General features: G+C 60.8%; 19 protein-coding genes. 10 read left to right on the forward strand and 9 right to left on the reverse strand.

From position 1 onward, the window contains the following. The first annotated feature begins 1 nt into the window (after position 1). The 4 genes from HYN24_RS02455 to HYN24_RS02470 are packed head-to-tail and all read left to right on the forward strand — an operon-like array spanning position 2 to position 7,525. The gene (locus HYN24_RS02455) at positions 2-3,040 is read left to right on the forward strand and encodes a DUF2309 domain-containing protein (RefSeq protein WP_205421427.1); all 3,039 of its coding nucleotides are present in this window, start codon (positions 2-4) and stop codon (positions 3,038-3,040) included. Beyond that, entirely contained in the window at positions 3,037-4,563 is a 1,527-nt protein-coding gene (locus tag HYN24_RS02460; protein ID WP_117607799.1) for a proton-conducting transporter membrane subunit, read from the forward strand. The genes HYN24_RS02455 and HYN24_RS02460 overlap by 4 nt, the downstream gene beginning before the upstream one ends. Positions 4,564-4,574: 11 nt before the next feature. Then, entirely contained in the window at positions 4,575-6,074 is a 1,500-nt protein-coding gene (locus HYN24_RS02465) for a NuoM family protein (RefSeq protein ID WP_240327710.1), read from the forward strand. Then, a complete protein-coding gene (locus HYN24_RS02470; protein ID WP_117607801.1) occupies positions 6,071-7,525 on the forward strand; it encodes a NuoM family protein in 1,455 nt (484 codons plus the stop codon). The genes HYN24_RS02465 and HYN24_RS02470 overlap by 4 nt, the downstream gene beginning before the upstream one ends. 12 nt (positions 7,526-7,537) lie before the next feature. On the opposite strand, the gene HYN24_RS02475 is transcribed toward HYN24_RS02470, so the two are convergent. Next, on the reverse strand, positions 7,538-7,876 hold the full coding sequence (locus HYN24_RS02475; protein WP_117607802.1) for a zinc ribbon domain-containing protein YjdM: 339 nt from the start codon (positions 7,874-7,876) through the stop codon (positions 7,538-7,540). Between the two features lie 12 nt (positions 7,877-7,888). After that, positions 7,889-9,580, reverse strand: coding sequence for a SulP family inorganic anion transporter (locus HYN24_RS02480; RefSeq protein WP_117607803.1), 1,692 nt, complete (start codon positions 9,578-9,580; stop codon positions 7,889-7,891). A 105-nt stretch (positions 9,581-9,685) separates the two neighbouring features. Here HYN24_RS02480 and HYN24_RS02485 point away from each other — a divergent pair, with 105 nt between their 5' ends. Continuing rightward, a complete protein-coding gene (locus HYN24_RS02485; protein WP_117607804.1) occupies positions 9,686-9,880 on the forward strand; it encodes a CopG family transcriptional regulator in 195 nt (64 codons plus the stop codon). Here HYN24_RS02485 and HYN24_RS02490 read toward each other — a convergent pair. Together HYN24_RS02490 and metG are read right to left on the reverse strand one after the other, a co-directional pair. Next, positions 9,877-10,209 carry a hypothetical protein gene (locus tag HYN24_RS02490; RefSeq protein WP_117607805.1) on the reverse strand — a complete coding sequence of 111 codons (333 nt, stop codon included), beginning with the start codon at positions 10,207-10,209 and terminating at the stop codon, positions 9,877-9,879. The two genes, HYN24_RS02485 and HYN24_RS02490, sit on opposite strands and share 4 nt — an antisense overlap. 415 nt (positions 10,210-10,624) lie before the next feature. Continuing rightward, a complete protein-coding gene (gene metG, locus HYN24_RS02495; RefSeq protein WP_117607806.1) occupies positions 10,625-12,715 on the reverse strand; it encodes a methionine--tRNA ligase in 2,091 nt (696 codons plus the stop codon). Between the two features lie 195 nt (positions 12,716-12,910). On the opposite strand from metG, the gene HYN24_RS02500 reads away from it, so the two are divergent. The 4 genes from HYN24_RS02500 to HYN24_RS02515 all read left to right on the forward strand — a co-directional run bounded on the left by HYN24_RS02500 (position 12,911) and on the right by HYN24_RS02515 (position 17,729). Further along, complete coding sequence (locus HYN24_RS02500) at positions 12,911-13,594, forward strand: response regulator transcription factor (RefSeq protein ID WP_117607807.1); 684 nt, start codon at positions 12,911-12,913, stop codon at positions 13,592-13,594. A 105-nt stretch (positions 13,595-13,699) separates the two neighbouring features. Continuing rightward, positions 13,700-14,791, forward strand: coding sequence for an iron-sulfur cluster carrier protein ApbC (gene apbC, locus HYN24_RS02505; RefSeq protein WP_117607808.1), 1,092 nt, complete (start codon positions 13,700-13,702; stop codon positions 14,789-14,791). Between the two features lie 71 nt (positions 14,792-14,862). Then, positions 14,863-15,429, forward strand: a complete 567-nt coding sequence (gene dcd, locus HYN24_RS02510; RefSeq protein ID WP_117607809.1) for a dCTP deaminase — start codon at positions 14,863-14,865, stop codon at positions 15,427-15,429. 71 nt (positions 15,430-15,500) lie between these two features. Beyond that, positions 15,501-17,729 (forward strand): arginine/lysine/ornithine decarboxylase, encoded by a 2,229-nt coding sequence (locus tag HYN24_RS02515; RefSeq protein ID WP_117607810.1) that lies wholly within the window; start codon positions 15,501-15,503, stop codon positions 17,727-17,729. Positions 17,730-17,747: 18 nt separating this feature from the next. Here HYN24_RS02515 and HYN24_RS02520 read toward each other — a convergent pair whose 3' ends face one another. The 3 genes from HYN24_RS02520 to HYN24_RS02530 are packed head-to-tail and all read right to left on the reverse strand — an operon-like array spanning position 17,748 to position 20,631. Further along, on the reverse strand, positions 17,748-18,242 hold the full coding sequence (locus HYN24_RS02520; RefSeq protein WP_117607811.1) for a dihydrofolate reductase: 495 nt from the start codon (positions 18,240-18,242) through the stop codon (positions 17,748-17,750). A 2-nt stretch (positions 18,243-18,244) separates the two neighbouring features. After that, positions 18,245-19,834, reverse strand: a complete 1,590-nt coding sequence (gene pgi, locus HYN24_RS02525; protein ID WP_117607812.1) for a glucose-6-phosphate isomerase — start codon at positions 19,832-19,834, stop codon at positions 18,245-18,247. Positions 19,835-19,836: 2 nt separating this feature from the next. Beyond that, the gene (locus HYN24_RS02530) at positions 19,837-20,631 is read right to left on the reverse strand and encodes a thymidylate synthase (protein ID WP_117607813.1); all 795 of its coding nucleotides are present in this window, start codon (positions 20,629-20,631) and stop codon (positions 19,837-19,839) included. 176 nt (positions 20,632-20,807) lie between these two features. Here HYN24_RS02530 and HYN24_RS02535 point away from each other — a divergent pair, with 176 nt between their 5' ends. Next, the gene (locus HYN24_RS02535) at positions 20,808-22,358 is read left to right on the forward strand and encodes a hypothetical protein (protein ID WP_240327711.1); all 1,551 of its coding nucleotides are present in this window, start codon (positions 20,808-20,810) and stop codon (positions 22,356-22,358) included. Here HYN24_RS02535 and mog read toward each other — a convergent pair. Further along, positions 22,355-22,945, reverse strand: a complete 591-nt coding sequence (mog, locus tag HYN24_RS02540) for a molybdopterin adenylyltransferase (protein WP_117607814.1) — start codon at positions 22,943-22,945, stop codon at positions 22,355-22,357. The genes HYN24_RS02535 and mog overlap by 4 nt on opposite strands. Further along, on the reverse strand, positions 22,938-23,480 hold the full coding sequence (gene yjgA, locus HYN24_RS02545) for a ribosome biogenesis factor YjgA (protein ID WP_117607815.1): 543 nt from the start codon (positions 23,478-23,480) through the stop codon (positions 22,938-22,940). Before yjgA ends, mog begins: the two co-directional genes overlap by 8 nt. Positions 23,481-23,504: the final 24 nt, after the last annotated feature.

A 23,504-nucleotide genomic window follows, 5' to 3' on the forward strand; every position in this document is an offset into this window, starting at 1 on the left:
GATGAGCACCGATCAGGAACTGCCTATCCGCCAGCGCCTGGCCCACTGGGTCGAGCATCTGACGCATGTCCTGCCGGCTCAGGCCCCGATTCGCGATTTTGTCCATCACAACACCCTGCATGGTCTTCAGCATCTGCCCTTCGCCGAGGCGCTGGCGACAGCGTCGGCCCAGACCGGGGCGCAAGCCTATTGGCCGGAGTCGCGGTTCCGCGCCTGTCTGGACAGCGGGCGGATCACGATTGACGACCTGAACGCGGCACTTGACGATGCCGGCATCGCCGATCTGGATGATCGCCTGCTGGGTACACTGACTCGGCGGGACATACTTCTGGCCAGCCTGGCTGGTATCCAGGAGACCCCCGATGGCAGTCGCCAGGCCTGGTTGCAGCGTGAATATGGCGGGGGCGGTGATCCGCTGCTGGCTTACTTTTCGGCAGTGGGCCCGGATGCGGATCGCCGTCTCGCCAGCGGATCGTGGCAGGAACTGGCTGAGGCCGGCTGGGCCGAACTTTGCGCCCGCGTCGGTAAAACCTGGACCTGGCGCCGCCTGCTCGAACATCTGACCGGCGAGGATGTGCTCGAACGGGTACGCAGTATCCTGCAACAACATCTTGCCGCTCACCTCGATCTTGGCGTCGCGGCCTGGTCCAACCCGGCACAGGGGCAGGGGTTCTTTGCTGCCTGGCGGGCCAGCGCCGGTTTTGATCTGGGCTGGGAAATGGACGAATTGCCTAACGTTCGCGACGAGATCCTGCATCTGCCCGACAGTCCCATCGATGTCCTGCTGGAAGAGCTGCCCCGGCTGCTACCCGATGCAGGCCAGTGGTATGGCTATCTCGAACGTCTGGCGCTCGAGCTGCCGGGCTGGTCCGGGATGTTTCTCTGGCGTGACCGCAACCCCGGATTCGCGGAAGGTGTTCCGGTGGCGATGCTCGACTTTCTCGCCGTGCGCGTCCTCCTCGAACGCCTGCTCTGTGAGGATTTGCTGCGTCGACTGACCGGTGGACCGCTGGCGCTGGCTGACTTGCCTGACTACTATGCGGCGCGTCCGGAAGAGTTTGTCGTCCGCGCCGCCCGGCACCAGTCCTGGCTCCCCGAAGCCATGCAGGGGCAGGCTGCCTACCTCGTCGATCTGTCCCGCAGCGGCCACGTGGCGCGTGATGCCTGGCAGGAACTGGCCGAGGTGATCGCTCCGGTCATGCGCCAGGCGCAGGCCGGTGATTCGGCCTGGCGAATGGCCGCCCTGAGTCGCCAGCTGGGCTTGACGCTGGTAGACCTTGAGGCGCTCGGCAGCGCTGCGGCAGCCACACTGCGGTCCTGTGCCGACAGTTTGACGCCGATGCAGCGAGGTCAGATATGGCTGCTTGCCTACGAGCGCCACTACCGCCAGCAACTTTTTGCTGCACTCACCGCCAATCATGGTCGCCAGGACGCCGTAGCCAGACCGTCGGCCCAGGTCGTCATGTGCATGGATGATCGTGAGGAGGGGACCCGCCGGCATCTCGAGGAGATCGCGCCGGATATTGCCACCTATGGCGCCGCCGGCTTTTTTGGCGTGCCGATCTACTGGCAGGGGCTCGACGATGCGGTGCCGACGGCACTCTGTCCGATCGTCGTGCGACCTACTCAACTGGTACGGGAACAAGGGGAGGCTGGGACTGAAATTGTGCAGGGTCAGCGTGCCGCCCGTCGCGAGCGACGCCTGCTCTGGCGTGAAAGTTTCTATCAGGCGACGCGCCGCCGGGCGGTGGCCGGGCCATTGCTGACCGCGTTGGGCAGTCTGCCGGCTGTGGCATCGCTGGCGGCGGTCACGCTGGCGCCCGGCTGGTTTGGTGAAACGGTACGGCGCTGGCGCGAGCAATATGATGGCCGACTGCCGACCCGGCTGGCGATGACCGCCGAGCAGGCGGTGGCGGCCACCCCCGAGCAGCCCCAGGCAGGACTCACCGACGCCGAGCAGGTCGGCCGGGTTGACGCTTTTCTGCGCATGATCGGCCTGACCACCGATTTCGCTCCGCTGGTCCTGATTTTTGGGCACGGCTCGGGCAGCCAGAACAATCCGCACCTTTCCGCCTATGACTGCGGGGCTTGCTCCGGCCGGCACGGCGGTCCAAGTGCCCGGGTCTTTGCGGCCATGGCCAATCGGCCCGAGGTGCGCGTCGGGCTGGCTCAACGCGGCATGCTGATTCCCGAGAGCTGCTGGTTCGTTGCGGCCGAGCACAATACCTGTGACGACGGGGTCGAGTGGTACGACCTTGATACGGTGCCGGAAACGCACCAGCCAGCGCTCGATACCCTGGTGCATCAGGTATCCGAGGCCTGTCGTGCCCATGCCGCCGAGCGCTGCCGCCGATTGGCCTCGGCCCCTGTTCGGCCGACGCCCTGGCGGGCTCGTCAGCACGTGCTTGGCCGGGCCAGCGACATTTCCCAGGCCCGGCCGGAACTCGGTCATGCCACCAATGCCGCCGCCTTTGTCGGCCGGCGCGAGATGAGTCGTGGACTCTTCCTTGACCGCCGGGTCTTCCTGATTTCGTACGATCCGACCACCGACGATGACGGCCGGATCGTCGAAGGCATCCTGCTCGCGGCGGGGCCCGTCGGTGCCGGCATCGCCCTTGAGTACTATTTCTCGACGGTCGATAACGCGCATTTCGGCTGCGGTTCGAAGATTACCCACAATATCACTGGCTTGTTCGGGGTCATGGAGGGGGCCGATTCAGACTTGCGTACCGGCCTGCCCTGGCAGATGGTCGAAATCCACGAGCCGATGCGTTTGCTGGTCGTCGTCGAACAGACACCGGATGTTCTGACGGCCATCCTGAGTCGTCAGCCACCGCTGCAGGAACTGATCAATAACGAATGGATCATTCTGGCGTCGAAGTCGCCATTGACCGATGCCATCGCCCAATATTGCCCGCGCCGCGGCTGGTTGCCGTGGTCGGGCAAGGCGGTCCTGCCCCAGGTGGCGCGCTCGGCTGACTGGTTTGCCGGGGAGTCGGAGGCGATGACGCCGGCGATCATTCTTGGAGCTGTCCGATGAACCCAATGCTCGCCCGGCTTCCTGAATGGATCTGGCTGGTCCCGGTGCTGCCGCTGATGGCGGTGGTCATCAATGGTATCCGTGTTCTGCTCGGCCGGGCGACGGGCGATGCCGCCGAGCCGCTGACGGCCCGCCTGTCCTCGCTGGCGGCCTTTGGTGGGTTGGTTCTCCTTTTGGCCATTGATGGCATGGCCCTTGTTTACGGGGCCCCCGGGCATCGTCGCCTGGCTCACTGGTTTGGTAACGGCAATTGGGAGGCCAGCTTCTCGTTCATGCTTGACCCGCTCTCCCTGACGTTGGGTACGCTGACCGCGCTGATCGGCTGGCTGGTCATGCGTTTCTCGGCCAATTACCTGCATCGCGAAGCCGGCTTTCACCGTTTCTTCCTTGCCCTCAGTTTCTTCCTCGCCGGCATCCAGCTCGTCCTCCTTGCCGGTAACGGGCTGCTCGCCTTTGTCGGCTGGGAAATGTGCGGCGTTTCATCGTTCCTGCTCATTGGCTACGCCTGGCAGCGGCCGGTGGCGACCGGCAACGCGCTGTTCGCCTTCGTCACCAATCGCGGCGGCGATGCCGGCTTCCTGCTGGCGCTCGGGCTGGCGGCAACCTGGCTCGGCGGGTTCGAATGGACCCTGCTGGCAAAGGCTTCGCAGATCAGTGTCGTCAACGACCGCTTGCTGGTCATTGGCTTTGTCATCGCGGCCCTTGCCAAGTCGGCCCAGCTGCCCTTCTCGGCGTGGATCACCAAGGCGCTGGAGGGGCCGACCCCATCTTCGGCAATTTTCTACGGCGCGGTAATGGTGCATGCCGGGGTCTATCTGATGCTGCGCCTGGAGCCCCTGCTCATTCAGGTGCCCGACGTCATGTTCGGGCTGGTCGTGGCCGGTGCGCTGACGGCGATCTATGCCTGGCTCTGTGGACTGGTGCAGACTGACGTCAAGTCGGCGCTGATTTTCGCAACCGTTTTTCAGGTTTCGCTGATGTTTGTGTCCATCGGCCTCGGCTGGACGACGCTGGCCCTGGTCCACCTCTGTCTGCACGCCGGCTGGCGGGTCTGGCAGTTCCTCGTCGCCCCCTCATGGCTGGTCATTACCCGCCAGCGGCCGCCTCCGCCGCCGGCTTGGCTGCGCCAGAATCAGCTGTTGTATACCATCGCCCTGCAACGTTTCTGGCTCGACAAGCTGTCGCAGACGCTGCTAGTCGAGCCGACCCAGTCCTTTGCCCGTGATGTGCGGGCCCTCGAGGAGCAATTCATCGATCACGCCATCGGTCAGCCCGGGTGCGGCAAGCCGATCCATGCCGAGCGGCCGCTGGTCCTTGCCGACGGTTTGCCGGGGCGCCTCCTGGCGGCGCTATCCGATGTCCTGCAGCATATCGAATATCGCCTGCTGCTGCGCGGCAAGGGCGGTACGGCCGAGAAACTGATGCACCGGGCTGGCGCCTACCTGCGGACACTGGAAAACCTTCTTGAACAGCCGCGCTATCTGATGATGGCGGTCATGGCGACTTTCGTGGTGATTCTCTGATGGGCAGCGGAATGGGTTCACTAAGCGAAATTTTCTGGAACGAGCAGGCCGAACTGCCACTACTCCTCTTCCTGCAACTTCTTCCCCTGTTTGGCGCGGCTGTGGTCTATGCCTTCAACGAGCGGCGCACGGCGGTCACCCTTGGCAAGGTCTTTGCGCTGGCTGAACTGCTGCTCTGCATCGTCGTCGTCAGTCATCTCGATCCCTTGCGGCCGGCCCTGCAACTGGCCGAACGCTTCGCGCCCCTGGCCTACCATGTGGCGGTAGATGGCCTGAGCCTGCTCTTTTTGCTGCTCGCTGCCCTGCTTACCTTTCTCATGACCCTGTATGGCATGAGTCGCGGCATGATCTCGCCGGGGCGACTGTTTGCTGTCCTCTTGCTGGCCGAAGCTGGACTGGTCGGGATGCTGGTGACGGTGAACGTGGCGTGGTTTTCTGCTTTTTCGGCGCTTGAGCTGTGGTCGGTGGTCTACCTGTTGCGGCGCTGGGCTTCGTCGCGGGCCGAAATTCATGCACTGGCCCGCTTTGTCCAGTACCAGTCGTTTGGTTGGGTACTCTTTGCCGCCGGTTGCGTCGTGCTCGGCTGGGGCCATGCCGAGGCGACGGGCGGATACTGGAGTTTCGATCTCTTCGATCTGGTCGGCGCCGTTCCGGTCGGCAAGTTCCAGACGGCGGCCTTCTACTTGCTGTTCTACGGACTGGCCGTTCGTACACCGCTCTTTCCGCTGCATGGCTGGTTGCCCAACATGGCGCAGCACGGGTTGATCGCCGTCGCCCCTGCGCTCATGGTCGGCGTCAAGGTCGGCATTTACGGGATGATGCGTTTTGTCCTACCGCTGACGCCGGCGGCGGTCCAGTATTGGCAGCCGTATGTCGTCGGCTTCGCCATGGCCGGGGTCTTTTTCACGGCGGCGCTCGCTTTCCAGCAGAGCAATTTGCGCCGCCTGCTGGCTTTCGCCGTGGTCAGTCACACCAGTCTGCTGGTTATCGGCCTGTTCAGCCTGCATGAGTCGGGGATTCAGGGGGCCATGCTGCTGGCCGCCAACTTCGGGCTGGCGGTGACCGGCATGTGGTTCATCGTCGGCTTTGTCTTCCGGCGCACCGGGACGACCGAACTACACGAACTGTCCGGCCTGTTCGAGCGCATTCCTTTCCTCGCCATCGCTTTCCTGAGTTTTGGTCTGGCCATCGTTGGTATGCCGGGGACGCCGGGTTTCGATGCGGCACACCTCATACTTGAGGCGTCGATCGATACCTTCGGGGCACTGTCTACTGTCGCAACCGCCCTCGGCAATGTCGCCGCTGCCGGCTTCCTGCTCTGGGCTTTCCAGAAGGCCTTTCTGTCACAGGCCAAAGCGGGCGGGCACGATGTGGACCGGACGCAGATCATGGAATATCTGGTCTGCGGCATTGCTCTGGTAGCCATGCTGGCGATTGGATTTTTTACCGAGCCCTGGCTGTATCTGACCGAAACGGCCAGTCAGACGGCTGCCGCGAGGTTTGTAAAATGACCCCGGCGCTCCTTTCCCTGCTCATTTTTCTGCCGCTCGTTAGCGGGCTCATGCTCTGGCTGCTGCCGGCCAGGGTGACGCGCCATCTGGTCGCCGTCAGCATGCTGACGACGCTCCTTCTGGCAACCGCCGTGTTGTTCGCCTACGACCCGGCAGGGGCGCGTTTCCAGTTGATTGAACGAGCGTCCTGGGTGAGCAGTCTGAATATTCATTACCAGGTCGGGATTGATGGCATTTCGGTGCTCTTTCTGCCGGCCACGGCGCTCCTTTTTCTGGCTTCGCTGGTGGCTGGCTGGAATGCGGTTGAGGACGCCCCGCGCCTGCATTACAGCCTGTTGTTGCTGCTTCAGTCGGCGACGCTGGGCGTTTTCTGTGCCCTGGATACAGCCTTGTTCTTTGTCTTCTGGGAGCTGACGCTGGTCCCCCTTTACTTCCTCCTCGGTCGTTGGGGGGGCTGCTCTGGGGGCGGCGCGGCGGCACGCTATTTTCTTATTATGCTGGCCGGTGGCATTCCCTTGCTCATTGCCTTTGTCATGCTTGCCGCCAGCCAGCCGGTGCCAAGCTTTGACCTGCTTGCCCTCTTCGGCATGCCGCTCCCCCGGCCTACCCAGACCGCAGTTTTCCTCCTCTGCCTGCTTGGTTTTGGCGTCAAGGTGCCGCTGGTGCCACTGCATACCTGGTTGCCGCAATTTGCCCTGGCGGCACCCGGCTCACTGACGGCGCTTCTTGTCGGGGTCAAGCTGGGGGTCTTCGGGCTGATTCGTTTTGCCGTCCCGCTGGCACCCGAGGCGGCCATTGATCTGCACTGGCTCCTCGCTGGTCTGGGTACGGTGGCCATTCTCTATGGTGCGGTCGGCATGCTGGCCCAGAGCAACCTGCGCGTTGGTCTGGCTTATGCGAGTATCTGTCACGTTGGCCTGGCGGTCCTCGGGCTGGCCTCGTTCTCGGCGCAGGCGGTGCAGGGGGCGGTGTCCCTGCTGCTCAGTTTTTCAGTGGCTTCGGGTGGGGCTTTCATCCTGCTCGAATTTTTGCGCCAGCGCACCGGTTCGACCGATATTCATGCCCTGGGCGGGGCGGCCAGAACCATGCCCCTGCTCGCCAGCGGATTCCTGATCTGCGGACTGGCCGGGGTTGGCATGCCGGGAACGAGTAGTTTCCCTGGCGAATTCATGCTCATCATTGCCGCTCTGCAAAGTCACACCGGGGCCGGCATGGCGGCATTGTTCGGGTTGTCGATCGCTGCTGGCGGCTTTTTGTCGCTTTACCGAAAGGCCTTTTTTGGCCCGGTTACCCGGCCGGGTGTTGCTGATGCCAGCGATCTTCGGCCCCGCGAATGGGCCGTGCTGGTGGCATTGATCGTGATGATCGTTGGCATCGGGGTGTACCCCGGGCCATGGATTGAAATTGTCAGGCCCGCCGCCGAGCTCTGGGCGGCCGGGTTACTGCGCTGAGGCGGCCAGGTTTCAGGCCTTCTTGACGAACTCCGACTTGAGCTGCATGGCACCGATGCCGTCGATCTTGCAGTCGATGTCGTGGTCGCCGTCGATCAGGCGGATGTTCTTGACCTTTGTGCCGACCTTGACGACCGACGACGAGCCCTTGATTTTTAGGTCTTTGATGACGGTGACCGAGTCGCCATCTTGCAGTACGTTGCCGTTGGCATCCTTCCAGACGCGGACCTGCTCGGCGCTTTCGCCGGCCTCCTTGCTCCACTCGTGGGCGCATTCCGGGCAGACATAGTTGCTGCCGTCTTCGTAGGTGTATTCCGATTTGCACTTCGGACAGTTCGGCAAGCCGCTCATGGGTTTTCCTTATTAATAGTCTTCTTCAAAGCCGCCCATCAGGTTGGGCAGCAGGATAGTGGCGCGTTTGAGGGCGTCCGATAGATCGGGGCAAACATTGTCATCGCCCAGGTGGTCGATGAAGCCCGAACGATACAGCAGCGAGCCAGGTTGCGAATTAAGGCCGCTGACGATCAGTGTGCAGCCGCGTTTCAAGAGCTTGTCGCGGAGATTCTCGAGGCCTTCGAGTCCGGTGGTGTCGAGTTGAATGAGGCGGCTCATGTCGAGGACGACGACTTCCGGGTGCCCTTCGCGGGGATCGAGCAGTTCTTCGAGTTTATTGACTGCACCGAAGAACAGTGAGCCGAATAGTTGCCAGGCAGCGACGCGCATGGTGCCATCCGGATAGAGAAACTGCGGTTCGTCGGCCTCCTCCGTCAGCGGCAGGCGCTCGATCCTGGTCAGTTCCGACATCCGGTAGATGAAGAACAGGCTGGCCAGCACCATGCCGAGTTCAACGGCGATGGTCAGGTCGAAGACGACGGTGACAAAAAAGGTGGCGAGCAGAATGACCCGATAGTTGTAGGAGTAGCGCCGCAGTTCGAGAAACTGGTGCCATTCACCCATATTGATGGCGACCACCATGACGATCGCCGACAGCGTAGCCAGTGGCACGTAGGAGGCGAGTGGGGCGGCGATGAGGACGACGCCGAGCAGGACGAAAGCGTGGATGATGCCGGAAATCGGCGTCCGCCCGCCGGTTTTTACGTTGGTGGTGGTGCGGGCGATGGCCCCGGTCGCCGCGAAGCCGCCGAACAGAGGCGCAGCGATATTGGCGAGGCCCTGGGCGATGAGTTCCTGGTTGGGGTCGTGACGGTCGTCAATCTGGCTGTCGGCTACGCGGGCCGAGAGCAGCGACTCAATGGCACCCAGCAGGGCGATGGTAATGGCGGGCGAGATCAGCTTGCCGAAATCGTGGATCGAGAGATTGGGCAGGCCGAAATCAGGCAGCTCCTGAGGGATGCCGTGGAAGCGGCTGCCGATGGTTTCAACCGGCAGGTCGAACAGGAAGGATACCAGCGTGCCGACAATGAGTACGACGAGTGGCCCCGGTGCGCGGCGCATCAACGCAAAACGCTGGGCCAGTCGGTTGTAGGAGAGCAGAAAGACGAAACAGACGGAAGCCAGACCGAGGGTCGGCAGGTCGACGGTGTCGGCATACGCTGCCAAGGTTTTGATGCGATGGAAAAATTCAGCCGGCAGATTGTCGATTTGCAGCCCAAAGAAATCCTTGATCTGGGCGAGGAAGATGACGACGGCGATGCCGTTGGTGAAGCCGATGACGACGGTAACCGGAATGAAGCGGATCAGTTGACCCATGCGGGCCAGGCCCATGGCGAGCAGGAAGATGCCGGCGAGGATGGTGGCACCCATCAGGTTGGCGAAGCCATGGATGGCAACGATGCCATAGATGATAGGGATGAAGGCGCCGGTCGGTCCGCCAATCTGTACCCGCGAGCCGCCCAGGGCCGAAATGATCAGGCCGGCGACGATGGCCGTCCAGATGCCGGCGGTCGGCGAGCAGCCGGAAGCGATAGCGAAAGCCATGGCCAGTGGCAGGGCGAGAACGCCGACGGTAATGCCGGCCGCGATATCCTTGCCGAGTTGCGCGCGCGTATAAGTGGGCAGGCAATCGAGCAGCTTTGGGTGGAAGGCGATTTTCATGCGGCGCACTCAGTAGATGAGCGAAGCATTATATGAGCGCCTAATTTATCGTCAATGTTAATCACATGTTAATATGATGTAATTAGGACAGAATAAGAGCCAATCATGGAGAATCGCACCGCCCGCTTGACCATTCTCATCGATCCACAGAAAAAGAAAATTTTCGAGGAAATTTGTGCTTCCAAGGATCTGACCTCGTCTCAGGTCGTTCGCCGTCTGGTCCGCGAATACATTATCGACAATGCGGGTGATCGCGAGTTGCCGGCGTGGTTGAAGCCAAGTGGCAAGGTTGCCGACTAGTTGTCCCGGCTGTCTGTTGATTGGTTAGCCCGGTCGGGGTGCTGGGCGCCGACATAGGCATCGAATTTTGCCTGCATGGCCGGTCCCTGCTTGGCCAGCTCGCGAAGGATGCGCGCTACTGCCCACAGCATGACGACAACGCCTCCTGCCGTGCATGCCACGGCCTCTGCCACCGATGACGGGAAGCCGGCCAGTAGTGCGCCTTTGCCGGCAGCAAACCAGCTCGCGCCAATGCCGACGCAGGCCAGACCGAACATGTCGATCAGCGCATAGAGAAAGATCGGGCCGGTCAGGTTCGGGCGCGGGGGGCGATTCGATGAGTTGAGCATGCGTTTTTCCGACCTTGATCAGGTTTCCGGGTTTTCTTCAAAATGTCTTGACAAAGGCAAAGTGAAGGCTTGACTTATGCACAGTAATGGGGCGCTTTACGGACACCGTCTATCGTTGTGCTGGCGAATTTGACAGATTGCATCGGTTTGTTCATTACGCAAATAAAATCAATGGGTTATGATCAAGCTCAAGTTTCGGGCAGGGTAAGAAAAACCCTTGTGGAACGGTGACTTAGCGACTAACCCCTTGATTCATTCACAGACTTATCCACAGTTTTTGTGGATAGTTTCAAAAGCCCAAACGGTGTAGCTAGATTGCGGGGTTAAGTTAAAGTGATACTTTAGGTTGTGTCATGATTTTGCTGCGGCGCAACAAGGGATTCCTCGCTGCGCCAAGCCTTTTGACCATCCCGACTTACTTTACGCGCATACCCGGCTGGGCACCGGTATCCGGTGACAGCAGGAAGATGCCAGGCGTATTGCCCGCAGTATCCGAAGCAGCCAGCACCATGCCTTCGGACAGGCCGAATTTCATCTTGCGCGGGGCCAGGTTGGCTACCATGACGGTCAGGCGGCCTATCAGCTGGGCCGGATCGTAGGCCGCCTTGATGCCGGCGAAAACATTGCGTGTTTCGTTGTTGCCGACATCGAGTGTCAGGCGAACCAGCTTATCGGCCCCCTCGACGTGTTCGGCGTTGGCGATGCGGGCGATACGCAGATCCACCCTCATGAAATCATCGATGTTGCAGAACGGCTCCCAGGGGGATTCGGCTTTCACTTCGTTCTGTTGATGTTCGGCATGGCGCTGCTGCGACTGTTGCTCCTGGGTCGGCGCCAGGGATTCCTTGTTGGCTTCGACCAGCTTTTCGATGAGCTTGGCATCGACCCGGGTCATCAGGTGCTCGTAGGGATTGATGCCGTGGCCGGCGGCGAGCAGGCTTTGCGCATCCGTCCAGGCGAGGGGGGCGATATTGAGGAATTTTTCAACCTTGCCGGCGACCACCGGGAGGATGGGCTTGAGCAGCACGGTGAGCAGGCGGAACAGGTTGAGCGCGTTGCTGCAGGCGGCGTGCAGCTCGACTTCGCGGCCCTCCTGCTTGGCCAGTTCCCACGGCTTGACGCTGTCTACGTACTGGTTGGCGGCGTCGGTTAGGGCCATGATTTCGCGCATGGCCTTGCCGAATTCACGTGCTTCATAAAGTTCGGCGATGCGTCCCGCGGCTTCCTGGATGCCCTTGATGGCTGGCAGGTCGGCAGCTGCTGGCGCGAGTTGGCCGGCGAAGCGCTTGGTGATGAAGCCGGCCGAGCGGCTGGCGATGTTGACGTACTTACCGACCAGATCGGAATTGACGCGGGCACCGAAGTCCTCGAGGTTGAGGTCGATGTCTTCCATGCTCGCCGACAGCTTGGCGGCGTAGTAATAACGCAGCCATTCCGGGTTGAGGCCGGTGTCGAGATAGCTCTGGGCGGTGATGAAGGTGCCGCGTGACTTCGACATCTTGGCGCCATCAACGGTCAGGAAACCGTGCGCGAAAATCTTGGTCGGCGTGCGGAAACCGGCATGGGCCAGTTCGGCCGGCCAGAACAGGGCATGGAAGTAGAGAATATCCTTGCCGATGAAGTGGTACAGCTCGGTCGTCGAATCGGGTTTGAAGTATTCGTTGAAATCAAGGCCGTTCTTGGCGCACAGGTTCTTGAAGGAGCCCATGTAGCCAATCGGTGCATCAAGCCAGACGTAGAAATACTTGCCCGGGGCGTCGGGGATTTCAAAGCCGAAGTAGGGGGCGTCGCGCGAAATGTCCCAGTCGGTCAGCTTGTTCTCGCCAGGGGCTCCCAGCCATTCCTGCATTTTGTTGGCGGCTTCGTTCTGCAGGACGCCATTGTCGCGACTGGTGTACTGGCGCAGGAAGGATTCACAGCGTGGGTCGGAGAGCTTGAAGAAGTAATGTTCGGAGGTGCGCAGTTCGGGCTTGGCGCCGGAAATGGCCGAGTACGGGTCCTTGAGATCGGTCGGCGCATAGGCGGCGCCGCAGGATTCGCAGTTGTCACCATACTGGTCCTTGGCACCGCATTTCGGGCATTCGCCCTTGATGAAGCGGTCAGGCAGGAACAACTGTTTGACCGGGTCGTAATACTGCTCGATGGTCCGTGTTTCGATCAGGCCGGCGGCGCGCAGCTTGAGATAGATGTCGTTGGCGCAGTCGCGGGTTTCGTCGGAGTGGGTGCTGTAGTAATTGTCGAAGCCGACTCCGAAGCCAGCGAAGTCGCGCGAATGCTCGCCGTGCACACGGGCGATCAGTTGTTCCGGGGTGATGCCTTCCTTCTCCGCCCGCAACATGATGGGCGTGCCATGCGTGTCGTCGGCGCAAACATACCAGCACTCGTTGCCGGCCATTTTCTGGAAACGTACCCAGATGTCGGTCTGGATGTACTCGACCAGATGGCCAAGGTGAATGGCGCCGTTGGCATAGGGCAGGGCGGAGGTGACGAGAATTTTGCGCGACATGGCTGGCGGGTGCGGGAAAGGTAAAGGGCAATTTTACCGCGAGGAAGCAGCGAGAGGATTCACAAATCCTCGGGAGCCGCCTTTGGCGCATTGTTGGCAAAGGTAAAACAACATGCTGTTTTGGTAAAATATGCCAAATAAGTTATTGTCGATCCCGGCGGAAACGCCCAGAATCCGAGTGACACGGGAGGATTTATGATTTTTGCAGTAGTCGAAGACAGCAGGAACCAGGCCGAGGTGCTCAGGGCGCTTCTCAAGAGCGAGGGTCATCAGGCCGAAGTGTTTCTGGATGGGAACTCATGCGTCGAGGCGCTTCGGGATCGGCGCTTCGATTTCTTCATTATTGACTGGTCCCTGCCCGATATCGGGGGCGACGAAGTGCTTCGGGCGGTGCGCGGAAAATGCGGCTGGGAGGTTCCGGTAATTTTCTGCACGGGGCGCACCGACGAGGCTGCGGCATCCGACATCCTTCGCCTCGGGGCCGATGACTTCATCCCGAAGCCGATTCGCTACATGGAGTTCATGGCCCGGATTCATGTCCTGCTCCGCCGCTGTCAGCCGCGCCCGGCCATGCAGCAGGTCGGCAGCATCGAAATCGACCTGGGGGGGCGCCGGATCATGCTGGCCGGGGTCGATGTCGACCTGACGCAGCGCGAATTCGAACTGGCGCTTATTTTGTTGCGCAATGTCGGTCGCTTGCTGTCGCGGGATGAATTGCTGAGCACCGTTTGGGCGCTGGATGGTGGGGGTGATACCCGTACCGTCGATACCCATGCCAGCCGCCTGCGCAAGAGGCTCGGGCTGGCCGGGGAGAGCGGTCTGATGCTGTCGTCCGTCTATGGTCAGGGCTATCGTCTGGATACCGTTCAGTCGGGCTGAGTTCGGGCGCCGTTTCGGGTATGCTGGACAAAATTACTCGGGTATTTGCTGCGCCGGCCATGTCCTCCGGGTAATATTCGATACATCCCTGAAACCGGAGTTTCCATGAGCTTTACAGAACAGCAAATCAAGGCTGCGCTATCTGCTGCAGTCGATCCCAATACCGGCAAGGATTTCGTGGCCGGCAAGGCAGTCAAGAACGTGAAGGTTGATGGCGACGATGTTTCATTCGACATCGAGCTTGCTTATCCCGCCAAGAGCCAGATTGACGCGATCCGCAAACAGGTGATTGCGGCGGTTCGCACTCTGCCCGGCGTCGGCAATGTCTCGGCCAATGTGTTCAGCAAGATCGTTGCCCACTCGGTGCAGCTCGGCGTCAAGCTCTTGCCGGGCGTCAAGAACATCATTGCCGTGGCTTCCGGCAAGGGCGGTGTCGGCAAGAGTACGACGGCGGTCAACCTCGCCCTGGCATTAGCTCAAGAGGGCGCGCGGGTCGGTATTCTCGACGCCGACATCTACGGCCCCTCGCAGCCCCAAATGCTGGGCCTGGCAGGGCAGCAGCCGGAATCGAAGGACGGTCAGAACATGGAGCCGCTCGAGGCTTATGGCGTGCAGGCCATGTCCATTGGTTTCATGGTCGATGTCGAGACGCCGATGGTCTGGCGCGGTCCGATGGTCGCCCAGGCACTTGATCAGATGCTGGGCCAGACCAACTGGAACGATGTTGACTACCTGATTGTCGACATGCCGCCGGGTACCGGTGACATTCAGTTGTCGCTGGCGCAGAAAGTGCCGGTGACCGGCGCGGTGATCGTCACGACGCCCCAGGACATTGCCTTGATCGATGCTCGCAAGGGTTTGAAGATGTTCGAAAAGGTCAATATTCCGATCATCGGTATCGTCGAGAACATGAGCATTCATATTTGCTCGAAGTGCGGCCATGAAGAGCATATCTTCGGGACGGGCGGCGGCGAGAAGATGTGCGCTGATTACGACGTGGAATTCCTCGGCAGCTTGCCGCTCGAACTGGCCATTCGTGAAATGGCCGATGGTGGCAAGCCGACCGTGGTCGGGGCGCCGGAGTCGCGCACGGCCGAGATTTATCGCGGCATCGCCCGTCGTGTGGCGATCAAGATTGGTGAAAAGGCCAAGGACATGAGCTCGAAATTCCCCAATATCGTGGTGCAGAACACATAAGTTTTTGCCAAAACCCCACACAAAGGCGGGTAAAATCCCGCCTTTGCTTTTTGTAGCGCGGAAGATAAAAAATGGCCATCAAATCAGACAAATGGATTCGCCGCATGGCGGCAGAGCACGGCATGATCGAGCCGTTCGCGCCAGAACTCGTGCGCGAAGTGAATGGCCAGAAGATTGTTTCCTACGGCACCTCCAGCTACGGCTACGATATTCGTTGCGCCCGTGAATTCAAGGTATTTACCAACATCAACTCGACGGTCGTCGATCCCAAGAATTTCGATCCGAAATCCTTCGTCGAGATTGAGTCCGATGTCTGCATCATTCCGCCGAATTCGTTCGCCCTGGCCCGCACCATGGAATACTTCCGCATTCCGCGTTCAGTACTGACGGTGTGTCTGGGCAAGAGCACCTATGCCCGCTGCGGCATTATCGTCAATGTGACGCCCTTCGAGCCGGAATGGGAAGGCTACGTCACCCTCGAGTTTTCCAATACGACGCCGCTGCCGGCCAAGATCTACGCTGGCGAAGGTTGCGCCCAGGTGCTGTTCTTCGAATCCGATGAAGTGTGTGAAACGTCGTATAAGGATAGAGGCGGCAAATATCAGGGCCAGGTTGGTGTGACCTTGCCGAAAATCTGACGCTTACCCGTAACGAAAACGTCTTATTCTGTGACCCGCTGCGGCGGGTCGCCGCTTTTCAAGGATCGAACATGCGCTTCCACTTTCCCGTCATCATCATCGACGAAGACTTTCGCTCGGAAAATACCTCCGGCCTCGGTATCCGGGCGCTGGCCGAAGCCATTGAAAAGGAAGGTCTGGAAGTACTTGGCGTTACCAGCTACGGCGATCTGACCTCATTTGCCCAGCAGCAGAGTCGCGCCTCGGCCTTTATCCTGTCGATTGATGACGAGGAGCTGGCACTCGAGCCGGAGGAGACGCTGGCCGAACTGCGCGCCTTTGTTGGCGAGATTCGCAACCGGAACGCCGAAATTCCCATCTTCCTGCATGGTGAGACGCGCACCTCGCGCCACATCCCGAATGATGTGCTGCGCGAACTGCATGGTTTCATCCATATGTTCGAGGACACGCCGGAATTCATCGCCCGCAACGTCAAGCGCGAGGCCAAGGCCTACCTCGCTTCGCTGCCGCCGCCGTTCTTCCGGGCGCTGGTCCATTACGCGGCAGACGGCTCATATTCCTGGCATTGCCCGGGCCACTCGGGCGGTGTTGCGTTCCTGAAGTCGCCGGTGGGCCAGATGTTCCACCAGTTCTTCGGCGAGAACATGCTGCGCGCCGACGTCTGCAATGCCGTCGAGGAACTCGGCCAGTTGCTCGATCATACCGGGCCGGTTGCCGCCTCCGAGCGCAACGCGGCGCGCATTTTCAACTCCGATCATCTCTATTTTGTCACCAACGGCACGTCGACCTCGAACAAGATCGTCTGGCACTCGACCGTCGCGCCGGGTGACATCGTCGTTGTCGACCGCAACTGTCACAAGTCCATCCTGCACGCCATCATGATGACCGGGGCGATCCCCGTTTTCCTGATGCCGACGCGCAACAATTTCGGCATCATCGGGCCGATCCCGAAATCGGAATTCCTCTGGGAGAACATCCAGAAGAAGATTGCCGCCAATCCTTTCATCACCGACAAGACGGCCAAGCCGCGCGTCCTGACCATCACCCAGTCGACCTACGATGGCATTCTCTACAACGTCGAGGACATCAAGGCCGAACTCGACGGCAAAATCGACACCCTGCATTTCGATGAAGCCTGGCTGCCGCATGCCGCCTTCCACGATTTTTATGGCGACTACCACGCCATCGGCGCCGACCGCCCGCGCTGCAAGGAGTCGATGGTCTTCTCGACGCAATCGACGCACAAGCTGCTGGCCGGTCTGAGCCAGGCCTCGCAGATTCTCGTTCAGGATGCCGAGAACCAGAAGCTCGACCGCGACATCTTCAACGAAGCCTATCTGATGCACACCTCGACTTCGCCCCAGTACTCGATCATCGCCTCCTGCGATGTCGCAGCGGCGATGATGGAGGAGCCGGCTGGTACAGCGCTGGTTGAAGAGTCGATCACCGAAGCGCTCGATTTCCGTCGCGCCATGCGCAAGGTGGACGAGGAATGGGGCGCCGACTGGTGGTTCAAGGTCTGGGGGCCGGACGACCTGTCGGAAGAAGGCATCGAGGAACGCGAAGCCTGGATGCTCAAGCCGGGCGAACGCTGGCACGGCTTCAACAATCTGGCCGACGGCTTCAACATGCTCGACCCGATTAAGGCGACCATCATCACCCCGGGCCTCGATGTCGACGGTGATTTTGCCGACGAATTCGGTATCCCGGCCGCTATCGTCACCAAGTACCTCGCCGAGCATGGCGTCATCGTCGAGAAGTGTGGACTCTACAGCTTCTTCATCATGTTCACCATCGGCATCACCAAGGGCCGCTGGAACACCCTGGTGACTGCCCTGCAACAGTTCAAGGACGATTACGACAAGAATCATCCGCTGTGGAAGGTGCTGCCCGAGTTCGTGCAGAAGAACCCGCGCTACGAGCGCGTCGGCCTGCGCGACCTGTGTACCGAGATTCACAGCGTTTACAAGCAGAACGACGTGGCCCGCCTGACCACTGAAATGTACCTTTCGGACATGGTGCCGGCCATGCGTCCGGCTGATGCCTTCGCCAAGATGGCGCACCGGGACATCGAGCGCGTGCCGGTGGACGAACTTGAAGGCCGCGTCACGGCAGTGCTCCTGACGCCGTACCCGCCGGGTATTCCGCTCCTCATTCCGGGTGAGCGTTTCAATGCCAAGATCTGCAACTACCTGAAATTCGCCCGCGAATTCAATGCCACCTTCCCTGGCTTCGAGACCGACGTGCATGGCCTCGTCAAGGGTGCCGACGGTCGCTATTTCGTCGATTGCGTGCGCTGATCCCGACCGGCTGGCAGCTTAGCGCTGTCGGCGGTAGCTAAGAAAAGAGAACCCCGTCCCGCTCTGGCTGGATGGGGTATTTTTTTGGGCAATCTGCCAGTCGATGGCATGAATTTCCGGAAACCAAGCATCGCCTTCGGGTTCGAGATCGACTTCAGTGATTTCCAGGCGATCAGCCAGCGGCATGGCCTGCCGGTATATCTGCTCGCCGCCGATGATGAAAACCGTCGCCGTGCTCGCTGCCAGTGTCAGTGCATGGTCCAGCGAATCAGCCAGTTCCGCGCCGGGTACCGGGTATTCGGCCTGACGGCTGATCACGATGTTGCGCCGGCCGGGTAACGGACGAAAACGCGGCGGCAACGATTCCCAGGTCTTGCGCCCCATGATCACCGTATGGCCCGCAGTCAGCGCCTTGAAATGCGCCATGTCCTCGGGAATGTTCCAGATCAGCTGATTGTCCTTGCCGATCACCCGATTTTTGGCGACGGCGGCGATGATCACGACTTCAGGCATGTTCAGGTCCGGAATTGGCGAAGGTGTTTGATCAGGCCACGGGTCGACGCGTCGAGCGCGTCGCTCGGGGCGTCATCGCGAATGCACGGGGCGAGTTTCCCGGTCAGTTGCTTGCCGAGTTCGACGCCCCATTGGTCGAAGGAATTGAGGTTCCACAGAACGCCCAGGCAAAACACCTTGTGCTCGTAGAGGGCAATCAGCTGGCCGAGGGTGAATGGCGTCAGTTCGGGCAGGACCAGGGTGGTCGACGGCTGGTTGCCGGGAAAGCGGCGGAAGGCCAGCAGATGTTCGGGAATGCCCGCCGCCCGTGCTTCCTCGACGGTCTGGCCAAAAGCCAGAGCGGATGACTGGGCCAGGCAACTGGCGAGCAGCCCGCTGTGATGGCCGGGTAGCGGGAAATCGGACTTGCCGAGGGCAATGAAATCGCAGGCAACCAGCGCGCTACCCTGGTGCAGCAACTGGAAGAACGAGTGCTGGCCATTGGTCCCCGCTTCGCCCCACAAGATGGGATTGGTCGGATAGTCCACGGCCAGCCCGTCGCGGTTGGCCCGCTTGCCGTTGCTCTCCATTTCAAGCTGCTGCAGGTGTGAGGGCAGCAAGGCCAGCGAGTGGCTGTAGGGAAAGACGCCGTGGCTGTGGGCATCGAGGAAGTTGGTATTCCACAGGGCAACCAGTGCCAGGGTCAAAGGCAGGTTGGTGTCGGCCGGGGCACTGAAAAAATGCGCGTCCATGGCGTGGGCACCGGCCAGCAACTGTTCGAAATTCCGGTAGCCGATGGCCAGTGCAATGGGCAGGCCGATCGCTGACCACAACGAGAAGCGGCCACCTACCCAGTCCCAGAACTCGAAGACGTTTTCTGGTGCGATGCCGAATTCTGCCGTGGCTACCAGATTGGTCGAGGCGGCGACGAAATGTCGGGCAATGGCACCTTTGTCACCCGTGCTGGCCAGTATCCAGTTGCGCGCGGTGTTCGCATTGGCCATCGTTTCCAGCGTCGTAAAGGTTTTGCTGGCGATGACGAACAAGGTGCTGCGGGGATTCAGTCGGGTCAATGTGCTGGCCAGATCGGCGCTGTCCAGGTTGGACACGAAATGGACATTGAGGTCGAGCTGCTCAAAGGCGGCCAGCGCATGGACGGCCATGCGCGGGCCGAGGTCGGAGCCGCCAATGCCGATGTTCACCACATCGGTGATGCGTTCGCCGGAAAAACCGCGCCAGCGACCATCATGAATCTGTTCGCAAAATGCAGCCATGCGGCTAAGGACGTCTTTGACTTCGGCTGGTGCGGCGTTGCCGGCTCGCAGATCGACGTGCCGGACGGGGCGCCCTTCGGTGTGGTTGATCGGCTCGCCGGCGCGCATCCGTTCGATCCAGTTGCGCCAGCCGGCTTGCTCGGCCAATTGCCGGAGCAGGCCCATGGTGTGCAGGTCAAGCCGCTGCTTCGAATAGTCGAGCAGGATGCGGTCCTGACTGAGCGAGAAGCGCTCGAAACGGCCGGGGTCGGCGGCAAACAGGTCGCGCAGGTGGCGATGCTTGATGCTGCGGGCGTGTTCAGCCAGGGCGAGCCAGGCGGGACGGAGCGGTACCTGCATGCTCAGACCGCGACCTGGGCGGCGATATGCGGATGCGGATCGTAGCCGTCGAGGCGGAAATCCTCGAATTTGAACGCGAAAATGTCATTGACCGCCGGGTTGATCCACATCGTCGGCAGGGCACGCGTGTCGCGCGCAAGCTGCAACTTGGCCTGCTCAAAATGATTCGAGTAGATGTGTGCGTCGCCGAAGGTGTGCACGAAGTCCCCGGGTTGGTAGCCGCAGACCTGGGCCAGCATCATGGTCAGCAGGGCATAGGAGGCGATATTGAAGGGCACGCCGAGAAAGATGTCGGCGCTGCGCTGATAGAGCTGGCAGGAGAGCTTGCCGCCGGCGACATAGAACTGGAACAGGCAGTGGCAGGGCGGCAGCGCCATGCTGTCGACGTCGCCGGGGTTCCAGGCGGAAACGATATGGCGGCGCGAGTCCGGGTTGTTTTTGAGGCTGTTCACCAGTTGGGTGATCTGGTCGATGAGGCGGCCATCCGGGGTTTCCCAGCGCCGCCACTGCTTGCCGTAGACCGGTCCGAGATCGCCGTTTTCGTCGGCCCATTCGTCCCAGATGCGGACGCCGTTCTCCTTCAGGTAGGCAATATTGGTATCGCCCTGCAGGAACCACAGCAGTTCGTGCACGATGGACTTGAGGTGAAGCTTCTTGGTGGTGACCATGGGGAAGCCCTTGGCCAGGTCGAAGCGCATCTGCCAGCCGAAGACCGAGCGGGTGCCGGTGCCGGTACGGTCGGATTTGTCGTGCCCGTTCTCGAGAACGTGGCGCATCAGGTCATGGTAGGGCTGCATCGCGTCGGCTATCCGGAACTATCAATAGTCAGCCATTTTACATCCCACGCTGGAACTCCGTGTGGCTGCCGCATGAATGGTGCGGTGAGGAAAATTTCCTGAGGCCGGAAATTCCTCACGCTAGAAGGCGGGATATAGGACTACACTGGAAAAAAGCACTTACAGACGGAGGGGGAATGGTGCTCAAGAAGGTTGCCAACCTGGGCGGGTTCTTTGCCCAAAAAACGGATCATCCGCTGGCCAATGCCCGGGAGTTTCGCAAAGTCCTGAGCGAATTGCCGAAGGACAATGCCTTCAAGGCACTCGACGAAATTACCGGTTGGCTTGAGTCACTCGAGGGAGCGAACGGATTTCCCATCAGCACGATGTATGAAGTGCTTGAACAACTGGAAGAGGCGGCTCAGCCCCATCTGAAACGGCTGGCCCGAGATTATTTCGGCACCGCCCGTCTGTCGAGGTCGGAAGAGAACCGGCTGTGGTCGATCAACTATGCATTTTCGACCCGCCTGGCCGCCGCCTATGAGCGGTGCCTGCTCGCCATCGACGATAAAAGTCAGTCCGGTGAGCTGGCCAAGACGGTGCTACCAAGTTTGTGCGTCCGCCTGATGATGGCGCTCGGGCGTGCCCTCAAGTGGGAACAATTCCACTATGGGCCGTCGCGCGATACGTGCTGGCAGAGTATGGGCCGGGCCTTGATGGCGGCCGAGGCAGCCGGCGTGGCCGGCAAGGCAGTTGCCGTGCCGGGGCGGAACGGAATGACCACGCCCGTCCAGGAATACCAGAAGGTGATGATTTTTCAGGCGGCCTCGCTCGATAGCCTGTTGCCGGTTGGCATTGAACTGGCTGAGCATGTGATCGACCATTTTTTGTCAGGTTTCGTTTTTACAGCCGAGGCCCAGATCGATAGCGTTTACTGGGTCGACCTCAAACTGGCCCAGCCCCCCCTGCGTCTCGCCCGTATGCCGGCCCAGGCCGAGACGACCCAGCGTTTCATGAAGCCGGGCAGTGCCCACGAGGCGATGCGTGCCGTGCTCGATAACCTCGAGCGGGGCGGCGACATGCCGCCCGAGATCAATCTCGGTGGGCAATATCCGGTCAAGTTGCTGGTTGCGGTCTTCCGTCACCTGACCAATTACCTGTCGCCGATGCCGCCGCAACGGCTGCACGATCGCCATCGGGTCACGCACCGGATGGCGGTACTCAACGGGCTGGTTAACGCTTTCGTGGTTTTTTCCGACGAGTTTGGCGGTCGGCCGGCTGGCTTGCCGACCGAAACCTGGCTTGCCGAGAATGTCAGTCGGGGCGGCTTTGGCGCCCTGCTCGACAAGGTTCCGGAGGAGTGGCTGCGGGTCGGTGCCCTGCTCGCCATGCAGCCGGAGGGGGGCAGCAACTGGCTGCTCGGCGTCGTTCGTCGCTATCACCGGATGTCGGAAAACGATGCCCGCGTGGGCATTCAGGCGCTGGCGACCAAGGCGGTTGCGCTTGAACTGCGGGGGAGAAATACCACCGCCAGCTATATGGCCGCAGCCGGCACCAGTCCAGCCTTGATGCTGCTTGATGGCAACGAGCCTGACGAGTTTCGGGTCATTCTGCCACCGACGACTTTCGATCAGCGGGAAAGTCTGGAGTACGTCCGCGATGGTCAGCGGTTCCAGTTGAATCCCGTGGCCCTGGTCGAACAGACGGCCGATTACGAACTGGCCCGCTACCGCCGGACGGCCGTTTAAGCCTGGGCAGGGCGGATCGCCGATTTTGGCCGGAAGGCCTTGATCACGGATTCGTTGGTTTCGGCATAGGGGCCGCCGATCAGGTCGATGCAATAAGGCACCGCAGCAAAGATGCCGACGTGGGCGACCGTGCCGTCGGCCCGGCGAACGCCTTCCAGGGTTTCCCTGATCGATTTCGGTTGGCCGGGCAGGTTGATGATCAGGGCTTGCTTGCGAATGACGGCAACCTGGCGTGAGAGGATGGCGGTCGGCACAAAATTGAGGCTGATCCGGCGCATTTCCTCACCAAAGCCGGGCATTTCCTTATCGGCGACAGCCAGCGTGGCTTCCGGCGTGACGTCGCGCAATGCTGGGCCGGTGCCGCCGGTGGTCAGCACCAGATGGCACCGGTCGTCGTCGACCAGCGCCATCAGCGTTTTTTCAATAGTCTCGCGGTCATCGGCGATCAGCCGCGTCTCGGCGCGCCATGGCGTGGACAGGGCCGACGACAGCCATTCCTGCAGGGCGGGAATGCCCTTGTCTTCATAAACGCCGGTCGAGGCGCGATCACTGATCGAAACCAGACCGACGATCAATGCCTCACTCATCGTCCGCATCCTCGTCCTCGGCGACCGGGGCACCCTGCCGGTCGAGGTCCTGCAGGATCTGGAAAATGGCGCGGAAATTCTTCGGCGGCTTGTGGTTTTCCAGTTCCTTGAGCGCATTGCGGCGCAGCTGGCGCATGTGCTGGAGATCGATATCGGGCCAGATGGCGGCGATTTCGGCGAGATAGGTTTCGTCTTCGATAAAGCGTGTGCGGAAACGTTCCAGGCGGTGCAGGCGGGCTGTTTCAGCCGACGATTCGCCGCGCAGCATGGCCAGGCCGGCGCGGATCGGCTCGTCATCGACGCCGCGCATGAGCTTGCCGAGATACATCACCTGACGGCGATGGGCGCCGTGAGCGGTGATTTTCTGGCATTCGCGGACGGCGTCATAAATGTTTTCCGGCAGTTTTATCTTCTTCAGTTGGCCGACCGACAGTTCGACCAGTTCTTCGCCGAGATCGCGCAATTCATGCATGGCCTCCTTCTTCTTGGTCTTGGAAGGACGGCCTGTGTCTTCGGTGAAATCTTCTTCATGCATGGGGTTGTCCGGTGCGGGCAATAA

Source organism: Dechloromonas sp. HYN0024 (assembly GCF_003441615.1).
Lineage (GTDB): Bacteria > Pseudomonadota > Gammaproteobacteria > Burkholderiales > Rhodocyclaceae > Azonexus.